Origin of the sequence: Micromonospora sp. NPDC048894, from assembly GCF_040649765.1 — a bacterium.
Classification (GTDB): Bacteria; Actinomycetota; Actinomycetes; order Mycobacteriales; family Micromonosporaceae; genus Micromonospora; species Micromonospora antibiotica.
On the sequence record NZ_JBEZFY010000011.1, the window covers coordinates 37,408 to 54,849 of the forward strand.

General features: G+C 72.2%; 16 protein-coding genes. 7 read left to right on the forward strand and 9 right to left on the reverse strand.

All coding sequences use genetic code 11. From position 1 onward, the window contains the following. Positions 1-182 precede the first annotated feature (182 nt). The 6 genes from tkt to pgl all read left to right on the forward strand — a co-directional run bounded on the left by tkt (position 183) and on the right by pgl (position 7,399). Positions 183-2,312: a transketolase gene (gene tkt, locus AB0C22_RS22705; RefSeq protein ID WP_357536852.1), complete on the forward strand. Its 2,130-nt coding sequence runs from the start codon at positions 183-185 to the stop codon at positions 2,310-2,312. A gap of 16 nt (positions 2,313-2,328) precedes the next feature. Further along, the gene (gene tal / locus AB0C22_RS22710) at positions 2,329-3,507 is read left to right on the forward strand and encodes a transaldolase (protein WP_357536854.1); all 1,179 of its coding nucleotides are present in this window, start codon (positions 2,329-2,331) and stop codon (positions 3,505-3,507) included. A 76-nt stretch (positions 3,508-3,583) separates the two neighbouring features. Then, a complete protein-coding gene (locus AB0C22_RS22715) occupies positions 3,584-3,808 on the forward strand; it encodes a hypothetical protein (RefSeq protein WP_208569196.1) in 225 nt (74 codons plus the stop codon). Between the two features lie 2 nt (positions 3,809-3,810). Further along, entirely contained in the window at positions 3,811-5,361 is a 1,551-nt protein-coding gene (gene zwf, locus AB0C22_RS22720) for a glucose-6-phosphate dehydrogenase (RefSeq protein ID WP_208569265.1), read from the forward strand. 31 nt (positions 5,362-5,392) lie between these two features. Beyond that, complete coding sequence (locus tag AB0C22_RS22725; RefSeq protein WP_219463728.1) at positions 5,393-6,409, forward strand: glucose-6-phosphate dehydrogenase assembly protein OpcA; 1,017 nt, start codon at positions 5,393-5,395, stop codon at positions 6,407-6,409. Positions 6,410-6,628: 219 nt separating this feature from the next. Then, positions 6,629-7,399: a 6-phosphogluconolactonase gene (pgl, locus tag AB0C22_RS22730; protein WP_208569198.1), complete on the forward strand. Its 771-nt coding sequence runs from the start codon at positions 6,629-6,631 to the stop codon at positions 7,397-7,399. A gap of 154 nt (positions 7,400-7,553) precedes the next feature. On the opposite strand, the gene AB0C22_RS22735 is transcribed toward pgl, so the two are convergent. From AB0C22_RS22735 to AB0C22_RS22775, 9 genes are all read right to left on the reverse strand, one after another. Continuing rightward, complete coding sequence (locus AB0C22_RS22735; RefSeq protein WP_208569199.1) at positions 7,554-7,898, reverse strand: RNA polymerase-binding protein RbpA; 345 nt, start codon at positions 7,896-7,898, stop codon at positions 7,554-7,556. Between the two features lie 124 nt (positions 7,899-8,022). Further along, on the reverse strand, positions 8,023-8,283 hold the full coding sequence (gene secG / locus AB0C22_RS22740; protein WP_204959149.1) for a preprotein translocase subunit SecG: 261 nt from the start codon (positions 8,281-8,283) through the stop codon (positions 8,023-8,025). Between the two features lie 95 nt (positions 8,284-8,378). Beyond that, complete coding sequence (gene tpiA, locus AB0C22_RS22745; protein ID WP_357536857.1) at positions 8,379-9,170, reverse strand: triose-phosphate isomerase; 792 nt, start codon at positions 9,168-9,170, stop codon at positions 8,379-8,381. Then, complete coding sequence (locus AB0C22_RS22750; RefSeq protein WP_219463730.1) at positions 9,170-10,369, reverse strand: phosphoglycerate kinase; 1,200 nt, start codon at positions 10,367-10,369, stop codon at positions 9,170-9,172. The genes tpiA and AB0C22_RS22750 overlap by 1 nt, the downstream gene beginning before the upstream one ends. Continuing rightward, positions 10,366-11,370, reverse strand: coding sequence for a type I glyceraldehyde-3-phosphate dehydrogenase (gene gap / locus AB0C22_RS22755; RefSeq protein WP_208569202.1), 1,005 nt, complete (start codon positions 11,368-11,370; stop codon positions 10,366-10,368). Before gap ends, AB0C22_RS22750 begins: the two co-directional genes overlap by 4 nt. Before the next feature lie 338 nt (positions 11,371-11,708). Further along, positions 11,709-12,689: a DNA-binding protein WhiA gene (whiA, locus tag AB0C22_RS22760; protein ID WP_091237335.1), complete on the reverse strand. Its 981-nt coding sequence runs from the start codon at positions 12,687-12,689 to the stop codon at positions 11,709-11,711. A gap of 54 nt (positions 12,690-12,743) precedes the next feature. After that, a complete protein-coding gene (yvcK, locus tag AB0C22_RS22765; protein WP_357536860.1) occupies positions 12,744-13,706 on the reverse strand; it encodes a uridine diphosphate-N-acetylglucosamine-binding protein YvcK in 963 nt (320 codons plus the stop codon). Then, positions 13,703-14,614: an RNase adapter RapZ gene (gene rapZ / locus AB0C22_RS22770; protein ID WP_208569204.1), complete on the reverse strand. Its 912-nt coding sequence runs from the start codon at positions 14,612-14,614 to the stop codon at positions 13,703-13,705. Before rapZ ends, yvcK begins: the two co-directional genes overlap by 4 nt. Before the next feature lie 269 nt (positions 14,615-14,883). Beyond that, positions 14,884-15,369, reverse strand: a complete 486-nt coding sequence (locus AB0C22_RS22775; protein WP_219463734.1) for a hypothetical protein — start codon at positions 15,367-15,369, stop codon at positions 14,884-14,886. A 228-nt stretch (positions 15,370-15,597) separates the two neighbouring features. Between AB0C22_RS22775 and recQ the strand changes: the two genes are divergently transcribed. Next, positions 15,598-17,442, forward strand: a complete 1,845-nt coding sequence (recQ, locus tag AB0C22_RS22780; RefSeq protein ID WP_219463735.1) for a DNA helicase RecQ — start codon at positions 15,598-15,600, stop codon at positions 17,440-17,442.

Sequence of the window (17,442 nt, forward strand, 5' to 3'; positions counted from 1 at the left end):
CGTCGTCGTTTTCGCTGCCCGGGCGACCCGACAACGGTGCGGGCCGTCACACCTGACGGGTGACCGAACGATCCGGCCCGCCCATACGTAACTGCCTGCTGAGATCCCCGGGCGGACGTTTAGACCCGCTCGATAGGGTCACCACTGAGGGTTCCGCCCATCTGCCGAGGAGCACAACCATAGTGGCTGCCAACCGACCCGCACTCAACTGGACCGACCTCGACCGCCGGGCCGTCGACACCGTCCGCGTCCTGGCCATGGATGCCGTGGAGAAATCCGGCAACGGCCACCCCGGCACCGCGATGAGCCTCGCGCCCGCGGCGTACCTGCTGTTCAACCGGGTGATGCGGCACAATCCGGCCGACCCGAACTGGCCCGGCCGGGACCGGTTCGTGCTGTCCGCCGGGCACTCCAGCCTCACGCTCTACATCCAGCTCTTCCTGTCCGGCTACCCGCTGAGCCTGGACGACCTGAAGTCGCTGCGGCAGTGGGGCTCGCTCACCCCGGGTCACCCGGAGCACGGGCACACCCCCGGTGTCGAGACCACCACCGGCCCGCTCGGGCAGGGCCTGGGCAACGCGGTCGGGATGGCGATGGCGGCCCGCCGCGAGCGTGGCCTGTTCGACCCGGAGAGCGAGCCGGGGCAGTCCGTCTTCGACCACCAGATCTGGTGCATCGCCTCCGACGGCGACATCGAGGAGGGCATCAGCCACGAGGCGAGCGCGCTGGCCGGGCACCAGCAGCTGGGCAACCTCACGCTGATCTACGACGACAACGAGATCTCCATCGAGGACGACACCCGCATCGCCAAGAGCGAGGACGTGGCGGCGCGCTACGCGGCGTACGGCTGGCACGTGCAGACCGTCGACTGGCGGGCCGGCGACGCCGACCAGGGCGACTACCACGAGGACGTCGAGGCGCTCTACCAGGCGCTGCTGGCGGCGAAGGCCGAGACCGGCCGTCCCTCGTTCATCGCGCTGCGCACCATCATCGGCTGGCCCGCGCCCAACAAGAAGAACACCGGCAAGATCCACGGTTCGGCGCTCGGCGCCGACGAGGTGAAGGCCACCAAGGAGATCCTCGGTTTCGACCCGCAGCAGAGCTTCCAGGTCGACGAGGACGTGCTCGCCCACGCCCGTGGGGTGCTGACCCGGGGCACCGAGGCCGAGCAGGCGTGGACCGGCGAGTTCGACGGCTGGGCGCAGGCCAACCCGGAGCGCAGGGCGCTCTACGACCGGATCGCCGGCCGGGTGCTGCCGCAGGGCTGGACGGACGCGCTGCCGACCTTCCCCGCCGACGCCAAGGGCGTGGCCACCCGGGCCGCGTCCGGCAAGGTGCTGGAGGCGCTCGCCCCGGTGCTGCCGGAGCTGTGGGGCGGCTCGGCCGACCTGGCGGAGAGCAACAACACCACCATGAAGGGCGAGCCGTCGTTCATCCCGGCCGCCCACGCCACCAAGGACTTCCCCGGCCACGAGTACGGCCGCACGCTGCACTTCGGCATCCGTGAGCACGCCATGGGCGCGATCCTCAACGGCATCGCGCTGCACGGCGGCACCCGCCCGTACGGCGGCACCTTCCTGGTCTTCAGCGACTACATGCGCCCGTCGGTGCGGCTCGCCGCCCTGATGAAGCTGCCGGTGACGTACGTCTGGACGCACGACTCGATCGGCCTCGGCGAGGACGGGCCGACCCACCAGCCGGTGGAGCACCTGACCGCACTGCGCGCCATCCCGGGCCTGGACGTGGTCCGCCCGGCCGACGCCAACGAGACCGCCTGGGCCTGGCGGCAGGCGCTGGAGCACACCGACCGGCCGACCGCGCTGGCGCTGAGCCGGCAGCCGCTGCCGACCCTGGACCGGGAGCAGTACGCCGGCGCCGAGGGCACCGCCAAGGGCGGGTACGTGCTGGCCGAGGCGTCCACCGGCAAGCCGCAGGTGATCATCGTGGGCACCGGCTCCGAGGTGCAGCTCTGCCTCACCGCCCGGGAGCGGCTGGAGGCCGACGGCACCCCGACCCGAGTGGTGTCGATGCCCTGCCAGGAGTGGTTCTACGAGCAGGACGAGGCGTACCGGGAGTCGGTGCTGCCGCGCGGGGTCAAGGCCCGGGTGAGCGTGGAGGCCGGGATCGGGATGTCCTGGCGGGGTGTCGTCGGTGACCTGGGCGAGAGCGTCAGCCTGGAGCACTACGGAGCAAGCGCGCCGCACACGGTGCTGTTCGAGCAGTTCGGGTTCACCCCCGACCGGATCGTCGCGGCGGCACACGCGTCGCTGGCGCGGGTGGGCGACATCACCGGTTTCACGACCGGCAGTTGAGGGGAGCGTGCACGGCATGACGGACCGACTGAAGGAACTGAGCGCCGCCGGAGTGGCGGTCTGGCTCGACGACCTTTCCCGGGTACGACTGAGCTCCGGCGGGCTGGACCAGCTCCGCCGCGAGAAGCACGTGGCCGGGGTGACCACCAACCCGACGATCTTCGCCAAGGCGTTGAGCGACGCCGACGAGTACAACTGGCAGCTCAAGGACCTCGCCACCCGGGGCATCGAGGTCGAAGAGGCCGTCCGGATGCTCACCACCTACGACGTGCGCTGGGCGTGCGACGTGATGCGCCCGTCGTACGACGGCAGCGACGGCGTCGACGGGCGGGTCTCCATCGAGGTCGACCCCCGGGTCGCCCACGACACCGACAAGACGGTCGCCGAGGCCAAGGCGCTGTGGTGGCTGGTGGACCGGCCGAACCTGTTCATCAAGATCCCGGCGACCGAGGCGGGGCTGGCGGCGATCACCGCCACCCTGGCCGAGGGGATCAGCGTCAACGTGACGCTGATCTTCGGGCTGGACCGCTACTCCGCGGTGATGGAGGCGTTCCTCACCGGCCTGGAGCAGGCCAAGGCCAACGGCCACGACCTGTCCGGCATCGGCTCGGTGGCCTCGTTCTTCGTCTCCCGGGTCGACTCCGAGATCGACAAGCAGCTCGACAAGATCGGTTCCGAGGAGGCCAAGGCGCTGCGCGGCAAGGCCGCCGTCGCCAACGCCCAGCTCGCCTACGAGCGCTACACCGAGGTCTTCTCCTCCGACCGGTGGCAGGCCCTGGCCGATGCGGGCGCCCACCCGCAGCGCCCGCTGTGGGCGTCGACCTCGACCAAGAACCCGGACTACCGCGACGTGATCTACGTCGAGGAGCTGATCGCGCCGGGCACCGTCAACACCATGCCCGAGTCGGTCGTGACGGCGTACGCCGAGCACGGGGAGACCCGGGGCGACACCATCACCGGCGCATACGAGGCCGCCCGGAAGGTCTTCGCCGACCTGGCCGCCGTCGGCGTCGACATGGCCGACGTGATCGCCACCCTGGAACGGGAGGGCGTGGAGAAGTTCGAGGCCAGCTGGGGTGAGCTGCTCGAAGGTGTCCGCAAGTCGCTGAGCGCGGCGGCGCAGGGCACCGGCACGCCGAACGAGGCCGCCAAGGGCAACGCCGAGGCGGCCCAGCGGGCCGGGGGCAACGCGTGACCGACGGCGTCGCCGGCGTCGCGGGGCCCGGCCCCGCGACGTGCCACGCCGTCGTCACCGCAGCACCGGTGGCGACGTGAGTGACCTGTCGACCGGCGCGGCCGATGCCGCCGCCGGTCGCGCGGTGAACGGGGCGGACGCGGTCGCGACGACCGCGCCCGCCGCCGTACCGGCTGCCCTGTACGCGCGGGGCATCCCGGTGGCACCATCCGACCGGGGCCGGCCGATGCTGCGCCGGCCCCCGGCCGACAGGCCGGCCGCACCGGCCCGGCTGGACGCGATCGGACAATGGCGGGCGTGACGATGGACGACATGGACCAGACGGAGCGAGGAGACGGCGTGAATCCGCTGCGCGACGCGCAGGACCGAAGGCTCCCCCGGATCCCGGAGCCGTGCGCCCTGGTGATCTTCGGGGTGACCGGTGACCTGGCGCGCAAGAAGCTGCTGCCGGCGGTTTACGACCTGGCCAACCGGGGGCTGCTGCCGCCCGGTTTCGTGGTGCTGGGCTTCGCCCGCCGGGACTGGGGCGACGGCGACTTCGAGGCACTGGCCCACGAGTCGGCGAAGAAGCACGCCCGGACACCGTGGCGGGAGGAGGTGTGGGGCCGGCTGGCCGGCAACATCAAGTTCGTCGGTGGCTCGTTCGACGACGACGCCGCCTTCGACAAGCTCGCCTCGACGCTGAACCAGCTGCGCGACAGCCACGGCATCCACGGCAACGCCGCGTTCTACTTCTCCATCCCCCCGACGGCCTTCCCGGTGGTGCTCAAGCAGCTGGCCCGCACCGGCATGGCCGACAACGACAAGTGCGGCGGCTGGCGGCGGGTGGTGGTGGAGAAGCCGTTCGGCAACGACCTGCCCTCGGCCAAGGAACTCAACGACCTGGTCGACGACGTGTTCACCCGGCAGGACGTCTTCCGGATCGACCACTACCTGGGCAAGGAGACGGTCCAGAACATCCTCGCCCTGCGGTTCGCCAACAACCTGTTCGAGCCGCTGTGGAACTCCAAGTACGTCGACTCGGTGCAGATCACCATGGCCGAGGACGTCGGCATCGGCACCCGGGCCGGCTTCTACGACTCGGTCGGCACCGCCCGCGACGTGCTCCAGAACCACCTGCTCCAGCTGCTCGCCCTGGTCGCCATGGAGGAGCCCACCAGCTTCGACGCCGACGAGATCCGGGCCGAGAAGCTCAAGGTGCTCAAGGCGATCACCCTGCCGAAGGACGTGTCCCGGGGCACCGTGCGCGGTCAGTACCTGCCCGGTTGGGTGGGTGGCGAACGGGCCGTCGGCTACCTCGACGAGGAGGGCGTCCCGGCGCACTCGACCACCGAGACGTACGTCGCCGTCGAGTTGGGCATCCAGAACCGCCGCTGGGCCGGGGTGCCGTTCTACATCCGGGCCGGCAAGCGGCTGCCCCGGCGGGTCACCGAGGTGGCCATCATGTTCAAGAAGGCCCCGCACCTGCCGTTCAACACGGCCGACATGGAGTCGCTGGGCAACAACCAGCTGGTCATCCGGGTGCAGCCGGACGAGGGCGTGGTGCTCAAGTTCGGCTCGAAGGTGCCCGGCACCACCATGGAGGTCCGCGACATCGCGATGGACTTCCAGTACGGCGAGGCGTTCACCGAGTCCAGCCCCGAGGCGTACGAGCGGCTCGTGCTGGACGTGCTGATCGGCGACCGGACACTCTTCCCCGACGCCTCCGAGGTGGAGCAGAGCTGGGCGGTGGTGGACCCGCTGGAGCACGCCTGGGAGGGCACCAAGCCGGAGCCCTACCGGTCCGGCGAGTGGGGTCCCCGGGCCGCCGACGAGATGCTGGCCCGCGAGGGCCGGGCTTGGCGGAGAGCGTGAGCGAGCAGAGCGAGCGAACCAGGAGGCTCCATTGATCGGGCTGTGGGACACCACCGGCAACGAGGTGGTCAAGGCGCTCGCCGCCGAGCGGCGCAGCGCGGGCGGGGTGGCCAGCGGGATGGCGCTCACCCTGATCGTCGTGGTCGACGAGAAGCGGGTCCGGGAAGCCGAGGCGGCGGCCACCATCGCCGCCGCCGCCCACCCGTGCCGGCTGCTCGTCGTCGTACGCGCCGACGTGGAGCGGGAACGCAACCGGTTGGACGCCGAGATCGTGGTCGGCGGCCGGCTGGGCCCGTGCGAGGCGGTGGTGACCCGGATGTACGGCCGGCTGGCCCTGCACGCCGAGTCGGTGGTGATGCCGCTGCTGGTGCCGGACGTACCGGTGGTCACCTGGTGGCACGGCGAACCACCGGCGGAGATCGCCACCGACTTCCTCGGGGTGGTCGCCGACCGGCGGATCACCGACTGCGCGCAGGCCGTCGACCCGGTCGAGGCGCTGCGGGAACGGGCCCGGGACTACGCCCCCGGCGACACCGACCTGGCGTGGACCCGGATCACCCCGTGGCGCACCCTGGTCGCCGGGGCGTTCGACACCACCGAGGCGCGGGTCACCGAGGCGACGGTGGTGGCACCCCGCCGGGACCCGACGGCGGCGCTGATGCAGGGGTGGCTGGCCGCCCGGCTCGGCATCCAACCGCAGTGGCAGCACACCGACGACCACCCGAGGATGCGTCAGGTGCAGCTGCGCTGCGCCAACGGCGACGAGTTGACGTTGACCCGGGACGACAGCCTGGCGACGTTCCGGCGTACCGGCCAGGACGACCGGGTGCTGCCGCTGGTGCGTCGCCCGCTCGGTGACGAGCTGGCCGAGGAGCTGCGCCGGCTCGACGCCGACCAGGTGTACGCCGAGGCGTTGGGCACGGCGGCCGGCCTGTCCGGCCTGGAGCAGCGTCCGCCCCAGCGGGTGCACGTCTGGAAGGATCCGGCCACCGCGCGCCGGGCGGAGGCGGGCGTGAGCGCGCACGCCGACACCAGCACGACATCCTGAGCATGTGTCGGTGGGCGGTCCTGCGGGGCCGCCCACCGGCCGTTAGGGGCAGCCGGGGTCCGTTCCCGGGTGGGCGGGTGTCCTCTCCCGCCCGTCGCCGGAGTCGACCGGCGGCCCGCACGACGACGAGACCTCCGGTGACACCGGCACCCGGCGGGCCGACCGGTCCCCGCCCCCACGAGCAGGACCGCGCCGAGCGGTCAGGAAAAGAAGGCCAAGATGAGTGAGGCGAGTGTCGCGGTCCACGCCGACGCCGACCTGCTGGCGCAGGCGGTGGCGGCCCGGCTGGTGGTGAAGCTGCTCGACGCGCAGGCGGAGCGGGGTGCGGCGTCGATCGTGTTGACGGGCGGGCGGATCGCCGCGGCGGTGCACCGGGCGGTGCTCACCCTGCCCGCCCACGACGCCGTCGACTGGTCCCGGGTGGATGTCTGGTGGGGCGACGAGCGCTTCCTGCCGGCCGGCGACCCGGACCGCAACGAGACGCAGGCCCGGGCCGCGCTGCTGGACCTGGTGCCGCTGGACCCGGCCCGGGTGCACCCGATGCCGGCCACCGACGGCCCCACCGGCGACGACCCGGAGGCCGGTGCCGCCGCGTACGCCGAGGAGTTGGCGCGGGCGGCCCGGCCCGGTCACGCGGCACTGCCGCACTTCGACGTGCTGATGCTGGGCGTCGGCGAGGACGGGCACGTGGCGTCGGTCTTCCCCGAGCACCCGGTGCACCACGACACCCGACCGGTCAGCGCGGTACGGGGCAGCCCGAAGCCGCCGCCGGTGCGGACCACCCTCACCCTGCCGGCGATCAACACCGCCGAGGAGGTCTGGCTGGTCGCCAGTGGGCCCGACAAGGCGCGGTCGGTGGGGATGGCTTTGGCCGGTGCCGGCCCGAAGCAGGTGCCCGCCGCCGGGGTGCAGGGCGTCTCGCGTACCCTCTGGCTGCTCGACCGGGCGGCGGCGGCCGACGTGCCGGCCCGGCTGCGCAGCCTGCGCTGAGCCTGGGCGGCCCGGCCGCGAGCCGGGTCAGCACGCCCCCACCGCCGGGGCGGTCACACCCGGCCGCAGCGGGCGTCACCGCCGGGCGGTCGCTCCGGGTCGAGGTGTCACCGCCGGGCGGTCGCTTGGGGTCGCAGCGTCACCGCCGGGGCGGTCACTCCCGACCGCGTCGGCGGCGCAGCGCGGCCAACGCCTCCGCCAGCAGCGCCTCCCCCTCCTCCGGGGTACGCCGCTCCTTCACGTACGCCAGGTGGGTCTTGTAGGGCTCGGGACGGGTACGTCCGGGCGGATTCTGGGCGTCCTGGCCGGCGGGCAGGCCGCAGCGCGGACAGTCCCAGACGGCCGGCTCCTCGGCGTCCAACGCCAACCGGATCTCGGTGGCGTGGTCGTTGCGGCACCAGTAGGTGACCGCGCGACGGGGGGCCGGCTCGTAGCGTTCGGTGGGGCGCTCCGGCGCCCCACCGATCCGGGAACCGCGGATGACGTTGCCACTGGGCACACTCGCTCCTGTCGTCGGAGGGGACCACCGCCTGAGGCGGGCGGTGGGCGACGGTGGCGGAGAAACACAACTGCGCGCGGTCCGTGACGGACCGCGCGCAGATTGTACGACCTGATCGTGTCGCTCAGGACCCGCTGTTGAGCTGGAGCCGGAGCCAGAGGCCGAGCCCGATGATGCAGGCGAACCAGACGATGCTCACCAGGACGGTGTAGCGGTCCAGGTTCTTCTCGGCCACCGACGAGCCGGCCAGGCTGGAGCTGACCCCGCCGCCGAACATGCTCGACAGCCCGCCGCCCTTACCCCGGTGCAGCAGAATGAGCATGGTGAGCAGAACGCTCGTGATGACCAGCAACACGATCAACGTGTATGCGAACCAGATCGGCATGGCTGGGGTCAGTCCTCTCGTTACGATCCTCGCCCGGACAGATCGGGCACGGCGGCACCGACCGGTGGACGGGCGGAGTCAAGAATAGCGAGCGATCAGCGACCCGTGTGCTCCGGGAAGCGGCAGATCTTCGCGAACTCCTCGGCGTCCAGGCTGGCCCCGCCCACGAGCGCCCCGTCCACGTCCGGCTGGGACATGATCGACGCGACGTTGGACGACTTCACCGAGCCGCCGTAGAGGATCCGGACCTGGTCCGCGGTGCTCTGGTCGTACGTCTCGACCAGCCGCTTGCGGACCTCCCCGCAGACCTCCTGGGCGTCCTCGGGGGTGGCCGTCTTGCCGGTGCCGATCGCCCAGACCGGCTCGTAGGCCACCACGACCTTGGTGACCTGCTCGGCGGTGAGCCCCTTCAGGGCGCCGTCGAGCTGGTCGCAGCAGTGCGGCACGTGCCGCAGCTGCTCGCGGATCTCCAGGCCCTCACCGATGCAGAGGATCGGGGTGAGCCCGTTGGCCAGCGCGGCGGCCACCTTCGCGTTGACGATCGCGTCGTCCTCGTAGTGGTACTGCCGCCGCTCCGAGTGCCCGACCGCCACGTAGGTGCAGCCCAGCTTGGCCAGCATCGCCCCGGAGATGTCCCCGGTGTACGCGCCGGACTGGTACGGCGAGAGGTCCTGCCCGCCGTAGCCGATGAGCAGCTTGTCGCCGTCCACCGCGGTCTGCACGGTGCGCAGGTCGGTGAAGGGCGGCAGGACCACCGTCTCGACGGCGGTGAGCTGCTGCTCGGTGAGGCTCGCGGCCAGCTTCTGCACCAGCAGGTTGGCCTCGAGGTGGTTGAGGTTCATCTTCCAGTTGCCGGCCATCAGCGGCCGGCGGGTGACGCTCGCCATCAGTTCTCCAGGGCCGCGATGCCGGGGAGGGTCTTGCCCTCCAGGTATTCCAGGGAGGCGCCGCCACCCGTGGAGATGTGCCCGAACGACGACTCGTCCAGCCCGAGGGCCCGTACGGCCGCCGCCGAGTCACCGCCACCGACCACGGTGAACGCGTCGGTCTTGGTGATCGCCTCGGCGACACCCCGGGTGCCGTTGGCGAACGCCGGCATCTCGAACACGCCCATCGGGCCGTTCCAGAAGACCGTCTTAGCCTGCGACAGGGCGGCGGTGAAACCGGCCACCGTCTCCGGGCCGATGTCCAGGCCGAGCCGGTGGCTGGGGATGCCGTCGGCGGGCACCGTGTCGTGCGCGGCGTCCGGGGCGAAGGCGTCGGCCGCCACCACGTCGACCGGGAGCAGGATCTTGCCCTCGGCGCGGGCCAGGAGGTTGCCGCAGGTCTCGACCATCTCCTGCTCCAACAGCGAGGTGCCCACCTCGTGGCCCTGGGCCTTGAGGAAGGTGAAGCACATCCCGCCGCCGATGAGCAGCCGGTCGACCTTCGGCAGCAGCGCCTCGATCACGGCCAGCTTGTCGGAGACCTTGGAACCGCCGAGCACCACCACGTACGGGCGCTCCGGCTCGCCGGCCAGCCGGGACAGCACCTCCACCTCACGCAGCACCAGCCGGCCCGCGACGTGCGGCAGCCGGGCCGGTACGTCGTGGACGCTGGCGTGCTTGCGGTGCACCGCGCCGAACGCGTCGTCCACGTACGCCTCGCCGAACGCGGCGAGCTGGTCGGCGAAGGCCCCCCGCTCGGTGTCGTCCTTACTGGTCTCCCCCTTGTTGAAACGGAGGTTCTCCAGCAGGGCCACCTGGCCGTCGGCCAGCGCGTCCACGGTGCTGCGGGCGGACTCGCCGACGGTGTCGGTGGCGAAGTGCACCGGCGCGTCGAGCAGCTCACCGAGCCGCCCGGCAACCGGGCGGAGGCTGTACTGCGGGTCCGGGGCACCCTTCGGGCGACCCAGGTGCGAGCAGACCACGACCTTCGCCCCGGCCTGCACGAGCGCGCCCAGGGTGGGCAGGACGGCCCGGATCCGGCCGTCGTCGGTGATCTCCCCGGTCTGCTTGTCGAGTGGGACGTTCAGGTCGGCGCGCACCAGCACGCGCCGACCTGACACCCCCTCGGCGAGCAGGTCGTCGAGGTTGCGGATGCTCACAGCGAGGAACCCACCAGCTTGACCAGGTCGACGAGCCGGTTGGAGTAGCCCCACTCGTTGTCGTACCAGCCGACGACCTTGACCTGGTTGCCGATGACCTTGGTCAGCGGTGCGTCGAAGATGCACGACGCCGGGTCGGTGACGATGTCGGACGAGACGATCGGGTCCTCGTTGTAGACCAGGATGCCCTTGAGCGGGCCGTCCGCGGCGGCCTTGATCGCGGCGTTGACCTCGTCCACGGTGGTCTCCCGGCCGACCTCGACGGTCAGGTCGGTGGCCGAGCCGGTCGGGATCGGCACCCGCAGCGCGTAACCGTCCAGCTTGCCCTTGAGCACCGGCAGCACCAGCCCGATCGCCTTGGCGGCACCGGTCGAGGTGGGGACGATGTTCAGCGCGGCGGCACGGGCCCGACGCAGGTCCTTGTGCGGCGCGTCCTGGAGGTTCTGGTCCTGGGTGTACGCGTGGATCGTGGTCATCAGGCCCTTCTCGATGCCGAAGGTGTCCTGGAGGACCTTCGCCATCGGGGCCAGGCAGTTCGTGGTGCACGACGCGTTCGAGATGATGGTGTGCTTGGCCGGGTCGTACTGGTCGTGGTTCACGCCCATGACGACCGTGACGTCCTCGTTCTTCGCCGGGGCGGAGATGATGACCTTCTTGGCCCCGCCGTCGATGTGCGCCTTGGCCTTGGTGCCGTCGGTGAAGAAACCGGTGGACTCGATGACGACGTCCGCCCCGGCGTCGCCCCACGCCAGCTTCGACGGGTCCTTCTCGGCGAACGCCTTGATGGTCTTGCCACCGACGGTGATCTCGTCGGCGGTGGCCTTGACCTCGTGCGGCAGACGACCGAGGATGCTGTCGTACTTGAGCAGGTGGGCGAGCGTCGCGTTGTCGGTCAGGTCGTTCACGGCGACGACCTCGATGTCGGCGCCGGACGCCAGCACGGCCCGGAAGAAGTTACGGCCGATGCGGCCGAAGCCGTTGATGCCAACCCGGATGGTCACAGGTCCCATCTCCTCGCGTTCTGGTCCGCCGACGTCAGAACGGGCCGGCGGAGGTGTGTGCGCCGGCCGGTGAGCCGGCCGTTGACGATTCGTCTCGGCCACCCCGCCACGGTCTGGGAGGACCTGACCGCCTGAGGCGGCGTGCACGGCGAGGAGTGCCTGTGCCGGCCCCCTTGCCGTACCTGACGACCCTATCCGAGCGTGCCCCGCCGTGCTGCGGCGGGTGGTGACCCCGTCGGGTCGACGGCACGGCACGCCCCACCCACCCGACCCGGGGCACGTCACGCCCGCCGGCCCGTGCCTCGCACGCGCCCGCGGGATGGCGGCCCACCGTCCTATCAGACCACGAGCATGTCCGGCGTGACTGCCGCTTCGGTATCCGGGATGCCCAGGTCACGGGCCCGCTTGTCGGCCAACGCCAGCAACCGGCGGATCCGCCCGGCGATCGCGTCCTTGGTCAACGGCGGGTCGGCCAGCGCGCCCAACTCCTCCAGCGACGCCTGCCGGTGCTCCAGCCGCAGCTGACCGGCCGAGGTGAGATGGTTCGGCGCGTCGTCGGCGAGGATCTCCAGTGCCCGGGTGACCCGGGCGGCGGCGGCCACCGCCGCCCGCGCCGAGCGGCGCAGGTTGGCGTCGTCGAAGTTCGCCAACCGGTTGGCCGTGGCCCGCACCTCCCGGCGTACCCGACGCTCCTCCCAGGCCAACACGCTGGAGTGCGCGCCGACCCGGGTGAGTAGCGCGGCGATCGCGTCACCGTCCTTGACCACCACCCGGTCCACCCCGCGCACCTCCCGGTTCTTGGCGGTGATGCCGATCCGACGGGCCGCCCCCACCAGGGCCAACGCGGACTCCGGCCCCGGGCAGGTGATCTCCAACGCACTGGAGCGGCCCGGCTCGGTCAACGAGCCGTGCGCCATGAACGCGCCCCGCCAGGCCGCCACCGCGCAGCAGACGTTCGCCGCCACCACGTGCGGCGGCAGGCCGCGTACGGGCCGGCCCCGGACGTCGAGCAGGCCGGTCTGCCGGGCCAGCGCCTCGCCGTCCTTGACCACCCGGACGATGAAGTGGCTGCCCTTGCGCAGCCCGCCGGAGGCGAGCACGTGGATCTCGCTGGGATAGCCGTAGACCTCGGCGATCTCCCGGCGCAGCCGGCGGGCCACCGCCCCGGTGTCCAGCTCCGCCTCCACCACCACCCGACCGGAGACGATGTGCAGCCCACCGGCGAAGCGCAGCAGCGCCGCCATCTCCGCCCGCCGGCAGCAGGGCTTGGGCACGTCGACCCGGCTCAGCTCGTCCTTGACCGCAGCCGTCATCGCCATTGTGCGCCCCCTCACGGACCGGTACCGGCGTGTCGCCGGTGATTACGTACGTGCTTAACGATCGACGCCCAGGACAGGCACCAGTGCGGCAGCCAGGGCGGCCGGATCGTGACGGGGCGTGCCGTCGTCGACGGCGACCGGGGCGAGGACCAACCGGGCACCAAGCGATTCTGCCGCACGCCCGACCGGTTCGGGGTCACCCACCGCCTTGGAGTCGGCCACCACGTAGTCGACGGTGAGCTGCGGAAGGTACCAACGCAGAGCGGCCAGGTGGTCGGCCACCGAGAGACCCAGGGTCTCCTTCTCGGCGGCCAGGTTGAGGGTGACCAGCCGCCGGGCCGGGCTGGTCACGATCGCCTCGGCCAGCCCCGGCACCAGCAGGTGCGGCAGCACGCTGGTGTACCAGCTGCCCGGTCCGAAGATCAACCAGTCGGCGTCGCCGATCGCGGCCACCGCCTCCGCGCAGGCCACCGGGGCGTCCGGGGTGATCCGCAGCGCCTGCACCGTGCCGGTGGTCACCGCCACCTGGTGCTGGCCGCGCACCGTGCGTACCTCGTCGGGGTGGGCCGGGTCGAGGCCACGGACCCGGGCCTCGATGTCCACCGGCTGGGCGGACATCGGCAGCACCCGGCCGACCGCGCCGAGCATCGCGCCGGCGTGCGCCAGCGCGGCGACCGGGTCGCCGAGCTGCTCCATCAGGCCGCAGAGCACCAGGTTGCCCACCGCGTGACCGGCCAGCCCGTCCCGGGTGGCACCGGCGAACCGGTGCTGGAACAGCCCGGCGCTACGTCGGGTGGCCGGATGGTCCCCGGCCAACGCGACCAGTGCCTGCCGCAGGTCGCCCGGGGGCAGGCCGCCGCGTTCGGCCCGGAGCCGGCCGCTGGAGCCGCCGTCGTCGCCGACGGTGACCACGGCGGTGATGTCCAGGTCCAACTCCCCGGCGCAGTGCCGCAGCGCCCGCAGCGAGGCGGACAGTCCGTGCCCCCCGCCGAAGGCGACCACCGACCGCACCGTCACTCCCGCCCCAGGTCCCGGTGCTGCGCATTGGCGGCCAGCCCCGACTGGCGCAGCCGCTCGGCCAGCTCCTCGGCGATCGCCACGCTGCGGTGCTTGCCGCCGGTGCAGCCCACGGCCACCGTCAGGTAACGCTTGCCCTCCCGCTCGAAACCGGCGGTGGTGGCGTTGACCAGCTCGGCGTACGAGGCGACGAAGGCGTCCGCGCCCTCCTGGCCGAGCACGTACGCGCTGACCGCCGCCTCCCGACCGGTGTGCTCCCGCAGCTCCGGCACCCAGTACGGATTCGGCAGGAACCGGGCGTCGAGGACGAAATCGGCGTCCGGCGGCAGGCCGTACTTGAAGCCGAACGAGAGCACGGTGAGCCGCAACCGCCGGGCGTCCTCCCCGCCGAACAGCTCCTCGACCCGACGGCGGAGCTGGTTGACGTTGAGGTGGCTGGTGTCGATGATCACATCGGCCTGGTCGCGGGCCTCCTCCAGCAGGGCCCGCTCGACGGCGATCCCGTCGGCCAACCGCCCCTCACCCTGCAACGGGTGCGACCGGCGCACGCTCTCGAACCGCCGGATCAGCACCTCGTCGTCGGCGTCGACGAAGACCACCCGGGGCGAGAAGCCACGTTCCTTCAGCTCCCGGATCGCCCCGGCCAGGTCGGTGGAGAACGCCCGCGACCGCACGTCCAGCACCATCGCGGTACGCCGGGCCGCCCCGCCGGCCTTCATCGCCAGCTCGGCCATGTCCAGCATCAGCGCCTGCGGCAGGTTGTCCACCACGTAGTAGCCGACGTTCTCCAGGGCGCGCGCCACCGTGCTGCGGCCACCGCCGGACAGGCCGGTGACCACCACCAGCGTGGTGTCCGACTCCGCCGTGCCGCCCTCGACGTGCCCGCCGGTTGTCCGCGCCTCGCCCATTCCACCACTCCCGGTTCCGTGGCGGCGAGCCCCGATGGGTCCCGTACCGCGCAGGGTCAGTCGACGACTCTATCCCGGTGGGCGGCGTCGATCCCGGCACGCCCGACGGCGGGTCGCCCGGCGGGGTCGGCTCGGCGTTCGACCGGCATCCGGAGCATTGCCTGGCGCGGAGCGGTATGCCTGTCCGTCATATTTATGCCGGACAGGCATACCGCTCGACGGGAGAAGTGTCACCACCTCCGCACCGCGACGGTGGCGGCACGATCGTCCTAGTCTCCGTCCAGTTCGACGGCGGTGCGGGGCGCGGGCTGGCCGGCCTGCGCCCGTAGCGCGCCCTCCCACACCGGGTCCGTGGCCGCCCACTCGGCGACCAGCGCCGCCAGCCGGCGCGCGGGCAGCCCACGCGCGAGTACGGTCAGCTCCGCGACCCGGGGGTCGACCGCCGGGTCCAACTGCGGGGTGGCCGTCGACGACCACGCGAAGCCCTCGGCCAGGGCGGCGGCGGTGAGGGCCACCGCGTGCGCACACAGGTCGGTCTCGGCGGCACAGTCGCACTCGGCGGTGAAGCCGTCCGCCGTGACCCCCACCCAGACCTCGTACGGCGGCCGACCCGCCTCGTGGACCACCCCGGATGCTCCGCCGTCGACCGGGAGGACCTCCGGCGGCTGGCCGGAGGCCGTCAGCTTGTCCGCCGCTGCGCAGACCTCGACCCCGGCCGCGTCCCGGAGTGCGTCGATATCGATGTGTACCGCCATCAGGCCATCCAACCGCACGGCGTCTCGGCTTCCACAGCGCCGCCGGCATCGGCGGCCTCTGCTGGGGTGACGGGGACAGCACCGGGTGAGGGCCCGCCGGGTCGGACACCCGCCGGCTCCGGCGGGGGCACCGCTGAGGACGAGGGTGCCGCCGGAAGCGGGGCGGATCGGGGCGGGTCCGGGGGCGTCGTGGACGGTGGTGTCGGGGCCGGCTCGTAGACTCCCCGGATGGTCTCCCCCACCGAGTTGCGCGCCTCCGACGCCCTCGACGTGCTCCGCCGGGTCTTCGGCTACGACGCCTTCCGGGGCTTCCAGCAGGAAATCATCGATCACGTGGTGGCCGGTGGGGACGCGCTGGTGCTGATGCCCACCGGTGGCGGCAAGTCACTGTGTTACCAGGTCCCGGCGCTGGTCCGCGACGGCGTCGCGGTGGTCGTCTCCCCGCTGATCGCCCTCATGCAGGACCAGGTCGACGCGCTGACGGCGGTCGGCGTACGCGCGGGTTTCCTCAACTCGACGCAGGACTACGCGGCCCGGCGCACGGTCGAGCAGGCCTTCGTCGCCGGGGAACTGGATCTGCTCTACCTGGCCCCCGAGGCGCTGGGCACCCGGGGCGTGCAGCAACTGCTCGACCGGGGCCGGATCGGCCTGTTCGCCATCGACGAGGCGCACTGCGTGTCCCAGTGGGGGCACGACTTCCGCCCCGACTACCTGGCCCTGTCGATGCTGCACGAGCGGTGGCCGACGGTACCCCGGATCGCGCTGACCGCGACCGCCACCAGCGCCACCCGGGCCGAGATCGCCACCCGGCTCCAGCTCACCGAGGCGAAGCACTTCGTGGCCAGCTTCGACCGGCCCAACATCCAGTACCGGATCGTGCCCAAGAAGGAGCCGCGCAAGCAGTTGCTGGCCCTGCTGCGCGACGAGCACCCGGGCGATGCCGGCATCGTCTACTGCCTGTCCCGGGCCTCGGTGGACAAGACTGCCGAGTTCCTGGTCGCCAACGGGGTCGCCGCGCTGCCCTACCACGCCGGCCTGGACTCGGGCACCCGCGCCACCAACCAGCAGCGTTTCCTGCGCGAGGACGGCCTGGTCATGGTCGCCACGATCGCCTTCGGGATGGGCATCGACAAGCCGGACGTCCGCTTCGTGGCCCACCTCGACCTGCCCAAGTCGGTCGAGGGCTACTACCAGGAGACCGGGCGGGCCGGCCGGGACGGCCTGCCGTCGACGGCGTGGCTCGCCTACGGCCTCCAGGACGTGGTGCAGCAACGCAAGATGATCGAGACGTCCGACGGCGATCTGGCCCACCGCCGTAACCTCGCCACCCACCTGGACGCCATGCTGGCGCTCTGCGAGACGGTCCGCTGCCGACGGGTGCAGCTGCTCGAATACTTCGGCCAGCCCGGCACGGCCGACTGCGGCAACTGCGACACCTGCCTGACCCCGCCGGAGACCTGGGACGGCACGGTGGCCGCGCAGAAGCTGCTGTCCACCGTCTACCGGCTCGACCGGGAGCGCAACCAGCGCTTCGGCGCCGGGCACTGCGTGGACATCCTGCTCGGCAAGCAGAACGACAAGATCAGCCAGCACGGCCACGACGCGCTGAGCACCTTCGGCATCGGCACCGAGCTGCGCGATACGGAGTGGCGCGGGGTGGTCCGGCAGCTGCTCGCCGAGGGGCTGCTGGCGGTCGAGGGCGACTACGGCACGCTGGCGCTCACCGAGGCCAGCGCGGACGTGCTGGCCCGCCGCCGCACGGTCACCATGCGCCGGGAGCCGGAGAAGGTGGCCTCGGCCCGCTCGGCGAAGCCGCGCGGCGCGGCCACCGTGGTCGCCGAGCTGTCCCCGGCGGCCGGGTCGCTGTTCGAGCGGCTGCGTGCCTGGCGGGGAGCCACCGCCAAGGAACAGGGCGTGCCCGCGTACGTGATCTTCCACGACGCGACGCTGCGGCAGATCGCCACCGACTCCCCCACCTCGCTGGCCGAGCTGTCGAGGATCAGCGGCGTCGGCGAGAACAAGCTGGCCAAGTACGGCGAGTCCATCCTCACCGTCCTCGCCGACCAGCCCTGA